General features: G+C 71.0%; 10 protein-coding genes and 1 pseudogene. 4 read left to right on the top strand and 7 right to left on the bottom strand.

What is annotated here, in order from left to right; genetic code table 11:
- The first annotated feature begins 600 nt into the window (after nucleotides 1-600).
- A complete protein-coding gene (locus AC08OP_RS10975; RefSeq protein WP_476614096.1) occupies nucleotides 601-1,647 on the top strand; it encodes a DUF1003 domain-containing protein in 1,047 nt (348 codons plus the stop codon).
- A 42-nt stretch (nucleotides 1,648-1,689) separates the two neighbouring features.
- Nucleotides 1,690-2,529 (top strand): annotated as a pseudogene (locus AC08OP_RS10970) (D-alanyl-D-alanine carboxypeptidase family protein); the annotation flags it as partial.
- Between the two features lie 467 nt (nucleotides 2,530-2,996).
- Here the strand turns inward: AC08OP_RS10970 and AC08OP_RS10965 are convergent.
- The 3 genes from AC08OP_RS10965 to AC08OP_RS10955 all read right to left on the bottom strand — a co-directional run bounded on the left by AC08OP_RS10965 (nucleotide 2,997) and on the right by AC08OP_RS10955 (nucleotide 6,132).
- A complete protein-coding gene (locus AC08OP_RS10965; protein ID WP_476614095.1) occupies nucleotides 2,997-4,253 on the bottom strand; it encodes a YihY/virulence factor BrkB family protein in 1,257 nt (418 codons plus the stop codon).
- Nucleotides 4,254-4,283: 30 nt separating this feature from the next.
- Complete coding sequence (locus AC08OP_RS10960) at nucleotides 4,284-4,964, bottom strand: 2'-5' RNA ligase family protein (protein WP_476614094.1); 681 nt, start codon at nucleotides 4,962-4,964, stop codon at nucleotides 4,284-4,286.
- Nucleotides 4,965-5,235: 271 nt separating this feature from the next.
- The gene (locus AC08OP_RS10955; protein WP_476614098.1) at nucleotides 5,236-6,132 is read right to left on the bottom strand and encodes a serine hydrolase domain-containing protein; all 897 of its coding nucleotides are present in this window, start codon (nucleotides 6,130-6,132) and stop codon (nucleotides 5,236-5,238) included.
- A 359-nt stretch (nucleotides 6,133-6,491) separates the two neighbouring features.
- Between AC08OP_RS10955 and AC08OP_RS10950 the strand changes: the two genes are divergently transcribed.
- Nucleotides 6,492-7,721 (top strand): NAD(P)/FAD-dependent oxidoreductase, encoded by a 1,230-nt coding sequence (locus AC08OP_RS10950; RefSeq protein WP_476614097.1) that lies wholly within the window; start codon nucleotides 6,492-6,494, stop codon nucleotides 7,719-7,721.
- A 4-nt stretch (nucleotides 7,722-7,725) separates the two neighbouring features.
- Here AC08OP_RS10950 and AC08OP_RS10945 read toward each other — a convergent pair whose 3' ends face one another.
- Entirely contained in the window at nucleotides 7,726-8,577 is an 852-nt protein-coding gene (locus AC08OP_RS10945) for a DUF3017 domain-containing protein (protein ID WP_476614093.1), read from the bottom strand.
- A gap of 629 nt (nucleotides 8,578-9,206) precedes the next feature.
- Here AC08OP_RS10945 and AC08OP_RS10940 point away from each other — a divergent pair.
- Nucleotides 9,207-9,530 carry a hypothetical protein gene (locus AC08OP_RS10940; protein ID WP_476608103.1) on the top strand — a complete coding sequence of 108 codons (324 nt, stop codon included), beginning with the start codon at nucleotides 9,207-9,209 and terminating at the stop codon, nucleotides 9,528-9,530.
- A 605-nt stretch (nucleotides 9,531-10,135) separates the two neighbouring features.
- Here AC08OP_RS10940 and purH read toward each other — a convergent pair.
- The 3 genes from purH to AC08OP_RS10925 all read right to left on the bottom strand — a co-directional run bounded on the left by purH (nucleotide 10,136) and on the right by AC08OP_RS10925 (nucleotide 13,180).
- A complete protein-coding gene (purH, locus tag AC08OP_RS10935; protein ID WP_476614092.1) occupies nucleotides 10,136-11,782 on the bottom strand; it encodes a bifunctional phosphoribosylaminoimidazolecarboxamide formyltransferase/IMP cyclohydrolase in 1,647 nt (548 codons plus the stop codon).
- Nucleotides 11,779-12,429 (bottom strand): phosphoribosylglycinamide formyltransferase, encoded by a 651-nt coding sequence (gene purN, locus AC08OP_RS10930; protein WP_476614091.1) that lies wholly within the window; start codon nucleotides 12,427-12,429, stop codon nucleotides 11,779-11,781. The genes purH and purN overlap by 4 nt, the downstream gene beginning before the upstream one ends.
- A 196-nt stretch (nucleotides 12,430-12,625) precedes the next feature.
- Nucleotides 12,626-13,180: a helix-turn-helix domain-containing protein gene (locus tag AC08OP_RS10925; RefSeq protein WP_476614090.1), complete on the bottom strand. Its 555-nt coding sequence runs from the start codon at nucleotides 13,178-13,180 to the stop codon at nucleotides 12,626-12,628.
- Nucleotides 13,181-13,261 lie beyond the last annotated feature (81 nt).

Here is a 13,261-nt window from a genome sequence, read left to right as displayed (position 1 = left end):
CTTCGGGTGACGTCATCGCGACCGATATCACGGGTGCCCCAGTGGGTTAGGGAACAACTCCGGCGGTTATCCTTGACAAGCCCCCGAAAAATCCTCTACGGAGGACCAGCGCGAGGAGGTGGCCGCTGTGAGTCCTGGCGGGTGCTCCAGTAAAGGCCGCTTCCTGCTCGTGGACGTCAGCCAGCGCTGAATCCCGGGCCGATGAGCGCGCACCGTCGCGTCCGGCCCGCGTCCACGGAACCCGGGTGGACGACGCCCGGGGCACTGTTCGGAAGTCCGGCCTGTTCGGACGCACGGCCCTCCTGTCCGGTGCAGCCGTGCCGTCGGCGACGGCGTCTCCGGCTCGGGAGTCGATGGTCACCGCGATCTCCCGGCCCGATCGGTTCGTGCCGGTAGCGCGGATCCACCCTGTCCCGGCCGGGCTTCCCTGATCCGTCCGGGTCGGCAGTCGCATGGGCCGCGAGCAGTGCACAAGCAGGTGCGGTCGATCGAAGTCGTGTCGACCAGAGGTCGCCGTGGCGGTGCCGCCCGCGGCCTGCTCGAGGAATGCGCACTCACAGCTGTCCGGCGGTGACTGGGGCGCGCGGAGGGGGATCTTCCATGAGCATCTCAACATCACGGGCCGCGGGACGTCGTGGTGCCTGCACCGAGCGTCTCGACCTGCCCGCTTCCGGCCGGGTCACACTGATCCCCCGGGGCATGGACCGGGAATCGGTCAGTCGCTTCGCGGAGGCCATCGCCCGTTTCCTGGGAACCGGGCGCTACCTCGCCATTCAGACCTGTATCGTGATCGTCTGGATAGCCTTGAACATCGCGCTACCGCTGCTGCGGTGGGATCCCTACCCTTTCATCCTGCTGAACCTGGCCTTCTCGACCCAGGCCGCCTACGCGGCGCCGTTGATCCTGCTCGCCCAGAACCGACAGGACGACCGTGACCGTGCCTCGCTGGCCGAGGATCGGGCGGTCGCTGTACGTATGCGGGAAGACACCGAGTTTCTCGCGCGTGAGATCGCCGCGCTCCGGCTTGCCCAGAGCGATGCGGCGACCCGGCAGTACGTGCGCGGCGAGCTGGCCGGCCAACTCGAATCTCTTCGCGGCGACATCGAGAGCCTGGTTCGGGACGCGGTTCGCGTTCCGCACCAGACGGCGTCGGATGAACGGGAGCCAACCGCGGCACGATCGCCGTCACGGCACGGCGGGCCGGCGTCCACGGCCGGTGGTGGCCTCCGGGAAACGAGCGACCCCGAGACCGAGGACCCACCCGCCACGGGCAAGCCGAATGCCGGGAATCCGGAACGCCCCCGGCGGCCCAAGCACCACAAGCGCAGGAACACCACGGGTGTGAGCACGACCGGCATCCTCCCTCGCTCCACGGACGCCGGGTATGCCACCCGCACCGGGAACCGCGAAAACGGCGGTCCCGACAGGAAGACGACGCCGACCATCGCCACCGGTCCCACCACGGAGACCACGCTCGACGACCCCACCCGGGAGGCCAGCGCGACGACGCACCTCAAGAACAGAGGAGTCACAACACACGGGCACCATAGCCTCTCTGTCCATACGGGCTCCTCCCGGCATTCAATGGGAAAGCCGCAACCAGTGGATTCCTCCACAGGAAACGCCCACTCGCGACACGGGTCGTGACCACCCTTCTGCGGAACGGGGCAACCCAGTAGCGTTCGACAGGTGCGTGTCCCCTGTCCGCCCCGGCATGACCCGCGTCGCCTCCGCGGAAGCCTCGGGCGGGCGCTGGTGGCCGTGGCGGTCCTCGGAGCGATTCTCGCCCCGTTCCTGAAGATCGTTCCGGCGGCCGCGGCCGTCCCACTCGCCGCACCGGCACCCACCGCCGCTTCCGACTCCGCTCCCCCGGCCGGTCTCACGGCCGGTCTCACGGCCGCCGAGTGGCTTGTCGCGGACGCGGGAAGCGGCGCCATCCTCGCCGCCTACCGCCCCCACGCCCAGGATCTCCCGGCCAGCACGATGAAAATCCTTACCGCGCTGACCGTGCTGCCCGGCCTGCCGCCGGACCGGGTCGTGACGGTCGACGAGAACGCCCCTCGGGTGGACGGCACGAAGGTCGGTCTCGTGCCGGGGGTCGGATACACCGTCCGTGACCTGGCGACTGCCATGCTGATCTCCAGCGGAAACGACGCGACCATGGCCCTGGTCCAGGCGAGCGGGGGAACCCCCGCCGTGCTGCAGCGGATGAACGCTCTGGCCAGGTCGCTCGGCGCGACGGACACCGTCGCCGGTGACCCGACCGGACTCGACAGTCCGGGCCAGGTCACCAGTGTGCACGACCTAGCCGTGCTCGGTCGGGCGGCGTTGGACAACCCGACGGTGCGGAGCTACCTGACGATCCCGCGCGCCTCGCTCGCCGGCCGGGGGGGTACCCGCTTCGAGATCCAGAACCACAACGCCCTGCTGCATTCCTACGAGGGGGCTATCGGGGTGAAGAACGGCTACACCATCGCGGCCGGCGCGACGTTCGTCGGCGCGGCCACCCGCGACGGCCACACCCTCATCGTCGCCCTGCTGCGGACGGCTCCCGCCTACGGCAAGGACGCACGCGCGCTGCTCGACTGGGGTTTCGCGCACGCCGACACGGTCACCCCGGTCGGGTATCTCGCGAACCCCAGGGCGACGGCGCCGGCGTCGAGCGGGCCCGCGGGAGACCGGCCCTCCGTCAGCCCGGCGGGTCCAGGGGTCGTGCCAACCGCCGGCGCGGCAACAGCCTCCTCGCGGCACGGCGTCGCCCGCGCGGGCGATCCTGGCAGCGGCATCGGCCCGATAACCTGGATCGCGATCGGCTGCACCGTCGTGGCATGCCTGCTCACCGCGCTCACCCGTCGAGCCGCCCGAGTGCGTCGGCGCCAGCACCGGCGGCGGCACGCGGCGGCGGGCCTCCGGGACGTCGAGCGCCCGTCGGGTCGGCCGCCCGCACCGCGCGACGGACACGTGTCCGTGAGGCTGAGGCCGGCGGCCGGACCTGATCAGTCCGACCCGCTGGATGTCCCCGAGGGTATGCGCCGGCGCAGGAGTGCCCGTACCCGGGCGGGGATGGGCACCGTGCCACGCGGGCTGCCCTCCGACGCCACCCGCAGCGGTCCGGCCAAGGATGGCTTCGCCGATGACGAGTCGGATGAAGCCGGCTCGAGCGGCGTCGAGCCGGTCTGGGAGCCGGACACCGGGCGGCGGGAGGCCTCCGGGTTCGGCGAGCCGCTCGACCGGTAGGACGCCGGCCCCGCGGATCCCGGCCCCGCGGATCCCGCGCCCGCGCCTGCCGCCGCCGCGTGGTCGGCCGCCGCGTGGTCGGCCGCCGCGGCGACGGAATGCCGGGCTGCCGAACCGGAGGGGAAGACGTCGGAGTTGTAGGGCGCCGTCACGGTCCAAGCCGCGACGAACAGCGTCCATCGCATGACGATGTTGATCCAGATGAGCAACCCGACGATCACCGCGAACGTACCGTACACCGGATTGCTCATGGTCTGCCCGACCAGCCAGGTGCCGACGATCTTGAGGATCTCGACTCCGACGGCGCCGAGCACCGCACCCCGGACCATCCGCACCCGGTCGGTCTGCTGCGGCAGCCGCCAGAACAGATAGAGGAAAACCGCGGTGTCGATCGCGAGGGCGACGAGCAGGGCCAGCAGGCCGGTCACCCAGGCCGCGGCGGTGCTGCCGGACAAGCCGATCCAGCTCAGGAATGACCCGGTGGCCGAAGTCGAGAGGCTGGTCACGACGAGTGAGGCCAACAGAGTCAGCCCCAGTCCCGCGAGCACCGTGACATCCCGCAGCCGCCGGGTGATGATGTTGCCAACGTCGATGTCCTGGTGCCATACGAGACGGATGGCACCCCGCAGCGCGTCGATCCACGCGAGTCCGGCGAGCAGGAGGCCGGCAAGACCGATAATGCCCACGCCGACCTTGGCGTTGCCAATCGAGGCAACGTCGAGCTTGTCCGCCAAACCCGGAAGATAGTCGTTGATCTGCCGGGTCAGGCTCTCCTGCACATCGGGGTACGCGTCCACGACGAAGCCGGTGACCGCGAAGGCCAGCGCGACCAGCGGGAAGAACGACAGGAACGCAAAGTAGGTCGCCGACGCCGCGAGACGATCACCGCCGTCGGCTGTGTAGCGGGAATATGCCCGGATGAGGTGATCGAGAAAAGGACGTTTCCGGCGTACTGCCACAGCGGTGCCGGAAACCGTCCCGACACTGGCCCGTACCGCCTGACGAGGTCCCGCCACATTCGTTACTGTCCCCCCGGCGACGCGCGCTTACTCCCGAGATCCGAGTGTGGCGCGTCGCCCCCCGCCGCCCACCGGTTCCGGCCCACGCGCAGGGCGACCGAACGGGAAGAAGCGTAGTTGCCGCCAGCGCAGGTCGGCGCCTCTTTCATACAGCCCGAACCCGTTGACTTCGAACTGCGCCTGATATTCGGCGAGCGCATCGAAGGCGCGGTCCAACGCGTCCTCGGCGAGGTGGTGCGCGACGGTGACGTGCGGATGGTAGGCGAAGCTGAGCGGCCGGTCGAGAGGACCGGACCGCACCACCGCCGCCAGTTTCTCGCACCGGAGGATACCCATGGCAAGGGCGACGAACACGACCGGGGACAGCGGCCGGAACGTGCCGGATCCCCGCAGGCGGATGGTGAACGGGGAGTTCGCCCGCGCCGCCCGCGCGAGGTGGCGCTCGATCACGGGCAGGTCCACGAGCCCGACGGAGGTCGGACCCAGCAGGGTGACGTGCGGGACGATGAGGGCTGCGTTCGGATCGCCGAGTCGCTCCCGCCAGTCCTGAAGCTCTGTGCGGTACGGCTCGGGGATGCCGATCGCCACGCCGATGTCCACCCGACCCGCGGAACCGACCGGATCGACCGGATCGACCGGAACAACCGATTCACCGGGATCAACAGCCGGGACAACCTGGACGGTATGACCGTTCACCCCCTCAGTCATACGGGACCGGCTCCCCGACGAAAGCAGCGACGATCGCTACTCTGCGTATCCATACCTGCCTGCGCCGGGTGAGGAACCGGCCGTCGGGATCGGTCTCGCCGAGGAAACATGCCGACATCATGGCCCATGAGCCACGGCCGTCCCGCGCGGACCATGGGAAGGAGAGCCGGGTTCCAGATCATGACCAAAAGCTGACAATGCCCTCGGAAGAAACCGGCATCCGACCGGAAACGGTCACTGACGGCCGCGCCGCCCCGCCCTTTCTCGCACGTCACGCCGAGCGGTTTGCGGACCACGAGGGGGCCTGCGCCAGGATCGCGTCCGCCAGCGGTGGCCAGGCTCGCTGGGCCCACTCGCCAAAATCACGATCACAAAGAGTCACACATGCGAGGCGGACGACGGGATCCACCCACAGGAAGGTCCCGCTCTGCCCGAAGTGGCCGAAGGTCGACGGCGCGTTGGAGCTGCCCGTCCAGTGCGGGTGCTTGTTGCCGCGGATCTCGAAGCCGAGTCCCCAGTCGTTGGGGGTCTGCTGGCCGAAACCCGGCAGCACGCCGGCAAGTCCGGGAAAGGCGACCGAGATGGCCGTGGCGAACGTCGCGGAGGTGATCAGCGTCGGGGCGAGGAGCTCGGCAGCGAAGCGTCGCATGTCGGCAAGCGTCGCCGTCACGCCGGAGGCCGGGGATCCCGTCAGCCGGGCACCGTGCATCCCGAGGGGCTCGAAGACCGCCTGGGCGAGGTAGTCGGCGAAGGCGATGGTGGTCGCCTTCTCCAGCGCCTCCCCCAGCCGCTCGAACCCGGTGTTGGAGTAGATGCGACGGGTACCCGGGGGGGCCAATGTGCGGGTCCCCGAGAACGCGAGCCCGGAGGTGTGGGCGAGTAGATGAGCCACGGTGGACCTGGGGGGTCCGGCGGGATCGTCAAGCCCGATCGCGCCCTCCTCCACGGCGATCAGGACCGCATAGGCGCTGAGCAGCTTCGACACCGAGGCCAGCCGGAAGGGGTGATCGAGTGGTCCGGTCCGCGCCACCTCCCGGACCCGCGGGGTCACCGCTGCGTCCGGCCACCCGGACCCCGCACCCGGTCCGACCGCCTCGTCCGCCCGACCCATCACCGCGACCGCGACGGTCTCGACCGGCCACGCCGCCACCTGTCCAAGAGCGTCCACGTTCCGCACTGTACGAGGTTTTCCCGCCGGTCCCGACGACCCGGGCACCCGGTCCACCCCGCGGGCCGGGCGAGGCGGGGCATGCGTCCACCGGGGGGCAGCCGGCTGCGAGACTGGCTGGCGTGCAGACCCTCACATCCTCGTCCGGCCCGCCCGCCCCGCATGACGAGCACCCCGGAGAGAACGCCACCACGGAGGCCCGAGGATCCGGCGTGACCCCGAGGGACGGCGTGGATCCGAGGGACGGCTCAGGTCCGCGGGAGCGGGCGGGGAGACGTGACATCACGGGAACCGCAGGACCACGATACGTAACGGCAGGACCAGTCAAGGACGCTGACACGATCACCGTCGCCACCCCGATCGTGCGCGTGGACGAGGCGGTCGATCTACTTTCCCGCACGATCGACGTCCTTGTCGTCGGGGGCGGCCCGGCCGGCAGCGCGGCGGCTCTGGGCGCCCTGCGGGAACGCCCGGACGCACACGTCGTCATCGTCGACGCCGCTGAGTTCCCCCGGGACAAGACCTGCGGTGACGGCATCGCCCCGCACGGCCTGGACGTCCTGCGTGATCTCGGCGTGACCGATGCGGTCGCCGGGTACCGGCCGGTGGACCGCATGCGCCTGCGCACCCCAGGGGGCGCCGAGGTGGCCACTCCCTCGGCCCGAGCCAACTACGTGGTACCCAGGGAGGTCTTCGATGCCCGTCTCGTGGCCGCGGCCCAGGCACGTGGGGCTCAGCTGATCCAGCGGCGCGTGCGGTCCCTGGAACTTACCGACCGGCCGCGCCTGGACGGTCGGGGACGGGAGCCGGTCGTCGTGGTCAACGGCACGCTCACGGCGCGGGTCGTCATCGGCGCGGACGGCGCGAACTCCGCGGTACGCCGCGGGCTCGGGCTGCCGGGTAACCCCCCCGAGGCGATGGCGATCGCCGTGCGGGCCTACACCGACGTCGCCTTCGACGACGGCCCCCCCGAACAGTTCATCCACATGACCGACGAGGGTTGGCCGGCCTACGCCTGGTCGTTCCCGATCGGCGACGGCCGTGCGAACATCGGCTACGGGATGCTGCGGTCCCGGCTGGCCGGCGGGACGGACGGAACGAGCGCCAAGACCGTCCTGCGCCGCACGCTCGCCCGCATGCTGCCCGAGACACCGGCGCATCCGGCCACGCTGCGGGCCCATCATCTGCCGCTGTCGACCCATCGCCCCCGGCAGCCGAACGGTCCCGTGCTGCTCGCCGGGGACGCGGCCTCCCTGATCAACCCCCTGACCGGGGAGGGCATTTACTACGCGGTGCTGTCGGGGTCGCTGGCCGGGCATGCCGCCGTCCGCGCGGCGCACCCGGCCAGCGCGGGCCGGGTCTACCGACGCGCTCTCGACGCGGAGCTGGGACGGCATCTGCGGCACACGGCCCTGCTCGCCGGTCTCGCCGGGCGGCGCCGCACGCTGATGGACGCGGCGGTGCGGGCCGCCCGCACTCGTACCGAGCTGTACGACACGCTCGTCGAGATCGGACTGGGCCGCGGCACGATCCCGGCGAGTTCCCTGACCCGTCTGGCGATGCGGCGCACCATGACCGGCCTGCGCTAACCCGTCACGGGCCGATATAGGGAACAGCGAATGTGAGGATTATCACAGATACTCCAAACAGAAGGAGAATACCCACATCGAAGGCCCGTCCCCGTACCGCCAGCAGGCCGATCCGCCGTGCCGGCAGCACCAGACGGGCCAGAGCGGCCATCACCAGGACCACGCCGACGACCACCATTCCTCGGCGCCATCTGTCCTGGAAGACCAGCACCAGCCCGACGGTGACCCCGGCGAGCACCAACGCGAAGGTGGCCTCCCGCCGTAGCCAGCCGCCGATCCCGCCCCCGTCGCCACGCCCGGCAGTCCCGGGCCCGGCGGGTGCGCCGGGCGTGACGAATGGTGGCGGGGAGGCAGCTGGGACCGGTGTTCTCCGGGATCCGGAGATGGTCCCTGCCACTGGTGGCCCAGGCTCCGCACCGACCGCCGACTTCCGGTGCTCCTCGGGGCCGACCAGCGGGGAGGACACCGGACGCCACGGGTCGTGCGATGGGATGCCGTCGCCCTCGACCCGCTCCGGTGGGGACGATCCGGGCTGACCCGGGGCGGCCGGCGGGGCCGGTGCCGGCGGAACGGGACGGTCGAACCGACGCAACCCGCGATACTCGGCGGGAAGGCGCTCGTCACGATCCTCGATCGGACGGAAGACGTCGACGCGGGTGGTGCCCGGCCACGACGGACGCCGCCGGTCCGCTTCCGCCCCAGCGCGGCGCAGCGGCAGCTCTGCCCGCTCCGCCCGGGGATCGGGCGCCTCATGTCCGCCGGAATATCCGTCGGATCGGTACAGCCCCCCCGGCCCGGGGCGGCCTGGATCACCCCCGGGTCGAGCCGGGCCGGAGCCGCGCACCGCGTCGGTCACCCTCGCCTCCGGCAGCGGTTGGGATCTCCTGCTGGACAGTGGCCCCGTACGGGACATGGTGGCGTCCCCACCATCATCGGCGACGGCTTCCACCCGAGTGCAGGATGCATCGAACACCAATCCAACCAGGACATCGGTCCTTACCAACACACGGTAGGCCGCCTGCGGCATCCGGCGCCCACGGACGCACGAGAGCACGGCGGAGCCACGCCGGGGCGGCGCACGCCGGGGCGGCGCACGGCGGGGCGGCGCACGGCGGGGCGCGGACCGGGTGTCGACATCCCACTCGCCGGCCCCAGCGTCTCCCGGCCGCAAGCCGAGATCGTTCGACGCGGCCCGTATCTCTGCGTCTCGAGTCTCTACGTCTCGAGACGCAGGGCTGTCCCGAAACGGCGCCCGGGTGAACGGCCGGCCCGTCGGGCGGCGGATCCTCCACGACGGCGATCTGCCCGATGCCACGACCTGCCGGAGCGGGGGATAGCCGCCCTATATCACATGCCAGCGGTCAAAGATGCGATTACCCCATCCGAACACATCACGCGCACAATATGCAACACCCCCACCTATAGGCATCATGCAGGCTTAGGGCAGACTTCCGGCCGCAGTGCCCAAGTGGGATGGAGCGTGACGTGACAGACGAATCACCACACAGCAAGAAGCTGCAGGAACTGATGTTCCGGGCCTGGGAGACCTTCGGGGACGCCCGACACCTGGACAGCGACGACCGAGTGTTCGTCCAGGCGCTGGCGAGGCAGACAGCGGATCGGATCTCGGTGCTCTACGGCGCGAGCTGGCGCGACGCCCTGGACTGGGTCGCCCAGCGCTATGTGCCGAACGGCGACCAGCCCGGCGGTGCGCTCGCGGCGGCGGCCAGCCCGACGGCGACGACGTCCAACGGCAGCGCCAGCGGGCGTCGGGGCTCGGCAGCCGCGGAGGCGAACGCCGCCTCGTGAAGTGAGGGCACCGAACGGCGCACGGCGCCGTTGGGCGGCGCCACGGACGAACCACCAGAGCCACCAGAGCCGGTCGGAACATCGACCGAGGCCAGCCGGCCGGCGGGTCGGGACAGAACGTCCGGGGACAGACGACCGGGCACCGATCAGCAGTCGTCCGGTCCGCCATGGCCGTCCGGTCCGCCATGGCCATCCGGAGCGGACGAGCGGACGGGAGCCCGGCCCGGCGCGGCCGCGGCCGGACTGTCGCTGTCCCAGGCCGATCATCGGCCTGACAGTGATCATCTACCGGAGGTCAAGCAGCGTCCCGGACGCCTGCCCAGTGCCCGACCGGACACCCGCACCGACGCGCCGGGGGCGCCCGGCGTCGTGGCGAGCGACGGCACCGGGATCGCCGGCGACACCGGCGACACCGTGGAGTCGACTCCTTCGATCGAACTGGAGTATCGGCGTACGGACGGGCATCCGCGATGGGGCCACCGATTCCGGTGAAGACATGCGCTGGTGAAGAGATGCGTGCCGGTGCCGCCGACGACTCCTCGGCAAAGGCTTCGGCCGGTGGCTGGCGGAACATACGCCGGTGCCACCGGCCTGGTGGCCCGCTGTCAGTGCGCGAAGTGGCGGACACCGCTGAAGTAGAGCGTGATGCCGGCCTCTCGGGCGGCCGTGATGACGAGCTCGTCGCGCACCGACCCGCCCGGTTCGACCACGGCCCGCACCCCCGCCTCGGCGAGCACCTCGAAGCCGTCAGGGAACGGGAAATAGGCGTCGCTCGCGGCGACGGCCCCCTTCGCCCGGTCCCCTGCCCGGGTCACCGCGAGCCGGGCCGCGTCCACCCGGTTCACCTGGCCCATCCCGACGCCGACGGTGGCACCGCCGGACGCGAGGAGGATGGCATTCGACTTCACCGAGCGCACCGCCCGCCAGGCGAACCGCAACTCGGCCAGTAGGGCCTCGTCCGCAGGTGATCCCGCCTCCAGCGTCCATCCGGACGGCTCGTCGCCCGGCGCCTCGACGGCGTCCCGCGACTGCAGGAGCAGGCCTCCGCTGATCTGACGCAGTTCGATCCCGCGCTGGTGCGGCGGCGGCGGGCACTCCAGCAGCCGGATCGACGGCTTACGGGAGAGGATCTCCACCGCGGCGGGTTCGTATGCCGGTGCGACGACGACCTCGGTGAAGATCTCCGCGATCTGTTCGGCAAGCTCGACCGAGACCGGACGGTTGGTCGCGATCACCCCGCCGAAGGCGGAGACCGGGTCGCAGGCATGCGCCTTGCGGTGGGCCTCGGCGATGGTGGCGCCGACCGCGATGCCGCAGGGGTTGGCGTGCTTGATCACGGCCACGGCGGGCTCGGTGAAGTCGAACACTGCTCGGCGGGCGGCGTCGGTGTCGGTGTAGTTGTTGTAGGACATCTGCTTGCCGTGCAGCTGACGGGCCGAGGCGAGGCCGGGCCGACCCCCGGCGTCGCTCTCCACGTAGAGCGCGGCGCGCTGATGGGGGTTCTCGCCGTAACGCAGGACCTCCGTACGATGCCACTGCGCGGACAGCACGTCGGGCCATCCGCTCTCCCGCGCCACCTCGTCCGGCGCGACGGCGCCGGCGAACCACGAAGACACGGCGATGTCGTACGCCGCGGTGTGGGCGAACGCCTTCGCGGCGAGCCGGCGGCGAGCGGGAAGATCATATCCGGATCCGCGGACTGCGGCGGCCAACTCGGTGTAGTCGCCGGGTGTGACGACGACGGCGACCGACGCATGGTTCTTCGCCGCCGCGCGGATCATGGCCGGACCGCCGATGTCGATCTGCTCGATCACCTCGTCCTCGCTCGCACCGGAGGCGACCGTCGCGGCGAACGGATACAGGTTGACGACGACCAGGTCGAACGGGGCGATGTCGAGTTCGGCCAGCGCCGCGGCGTGCTCGGCGTTACGCAGATCGGCCAACAGACCGGCGTGCACGTGGGGGTGCAGCGTCTTGACGCGACCGCCCAGCACCTCCGGAAACCCGGTCACGGTGCTCACCGGTGTGACCGCCAGCCCGTGACGGGCCAGGACGTCGGCGGTCGAACCGGTCGAGACCACCTCGACGTCGGCCACGAGGAACGCCTCCGCGAGGACGTCGAGCCCGCTCTTGTCGTAGACGCTGACAAGCGCCCGTCGCAGCGGCCGCCGCCCGGTGGGGACCACTTCGCCGGGCTCGGATCCGCGGACAGCCCCGCCCTCGCCGGCCACACCTTCGCCCGATGACGTCATGATTCCTCCTGTATCCAAACTTCTACCGATGCGGGAGACCCATGCTCGCCCCGTCGAGGTCCGGCCGGGGCCGAGTCGCCGCTCCCGGCCCGCACGATCTCGCCGATCGTCGCGACGAACAGTCCTCGCTCGACGCTCTGGATCCGTGCATGAAGTGTCTGCTCGGTATCGCCTGGCTCAACCGGCACCGCCCGCTGAGTGATGATTGGACCGGTGTCAACGCCTTCGTCAACCCAGTGCACCGTCACCCCGCTGACCTTCACCCCGGCGGCCAACGCGTCACGCACCGCGGTGGCTCCCGGGAAGGCGGGCAGCAGCGACGGGTGGGTGTTGATCGTCCGGAACCGGCCGATCACCCGGGCACTGAGAATCTTCATGTAGCCCGCCAGGACCAACAGATCGGGCGCGAACTCGGCGATCCGCCCAGCCGTCGCGGCGTTGAAGGCATCCCGGTCCGCGTGGTCCTCGAGACGAACGGTGAACACCGGGACCCCCGACGCCCGGGCCCGCCGTTCCGCGCCGGTGCCATAGCGGTCGGTGCCGACCGCCACGACCGCCGCGCCGAACCCGGGGTCCGCGGTTGCGTCGAGGATCGCCTGCAGGGTGGTTCCCGCTCCCGAGGCGAGCACGACGAGACGAGCAGACACAGACACACTCCGTAAGCAGAATCGGGCGACACGACGAGCCGCCCGCTGCGCAACCGCCATCTGCGGACGGCGGCGGAACAATGGCCGGTCCGACTGTACTGACTCGACCAGCTCCGCCGCTTCCCGCCGGAAACGCGCGCACCGGCGCCCGCCGGGCGTGGCCCGCCAGGCAGCCACCTGAGCCCGGGGCTGCCGATCATGCCGCCGGAACCCATCCGGCGAGGAGATCTGCCAGCCACGCGTCGATGGCCTGGGCGGACGGGACCTCGCAGGCCGCCGGAGACGACAGCCCGTCAGCCAACGAGCGCAGCCCCGCACACCCGTCCTCCTCATCCCCACCCGTGCCGCCCGCTGCACAGGTGCACCCGGCGGAGGCCGCGGGGCCCGCACCTCCCTCGAAGCCCTCATCGAGCTCGCCGTAGTCCCGCCCGTCCAGCAGATCACCCGGCCGGCACAGGTAGAGCTCAGCCAGCCGTGACAGGACCTGTGTGGAAGGCGCCCGGCCGCCCTTGGCCGGCCAGCTCTCCCAGTACGAGAAGGTCTTACCGGTCTTGGCCGGCCCCGAACCGGGCCACCGCTCGTTCCAGCGGCGTGCGGCCTCCTCCTGCGTCCAGCCGTGCGCGAGGCGGAACGCGACGAGCGCGCTCAGGTGATGGCGGGCCTGCAGTCTTCGGGCGATACGGCGATAGGACCAGCCCAGCTCCCGCAGGCGAAGTGCTTCAGCCCGGATACGGGCGACCGTGACCGCCACGACGACCTCCGTGAAGATGATCCAGTGCGGTCACGGTAACCGACGGCGCAGACAGTTTCGGATGCCGACGGGGTGCCGGGC

Source organism: Frankia sp. CeRuru1, from assembly GCF_977966315.1.
This window is presented reverse-complemented; position numbering and strand designations above follow the sequence as displayed.

Bases quoted from the DNA above. Each gene is read 5' to 3' on its own strand.
- AC08OP_RS10960 (WP_476614094.1), bottom strand. From the start codon at position 4,964: ATGACTGAGGGGGTGAACGGTCATACCGTCCAGGTTGTCCCGGCTGTT.
- purH (WP_476614092.1), bottom strand. From the start codon at position 11,782: ATGACGTCATCGGGCGAAGGTGTGGCCGGCGAGGGCGGGGCTGTCCGC.
- AC08OP_RS10975 (WP_476614096.1), top strand. From the start codon at position 601: ATGAGCATCTCAACATCACGGGCCGCGGGACGTCGTGGTGCCTGCACC.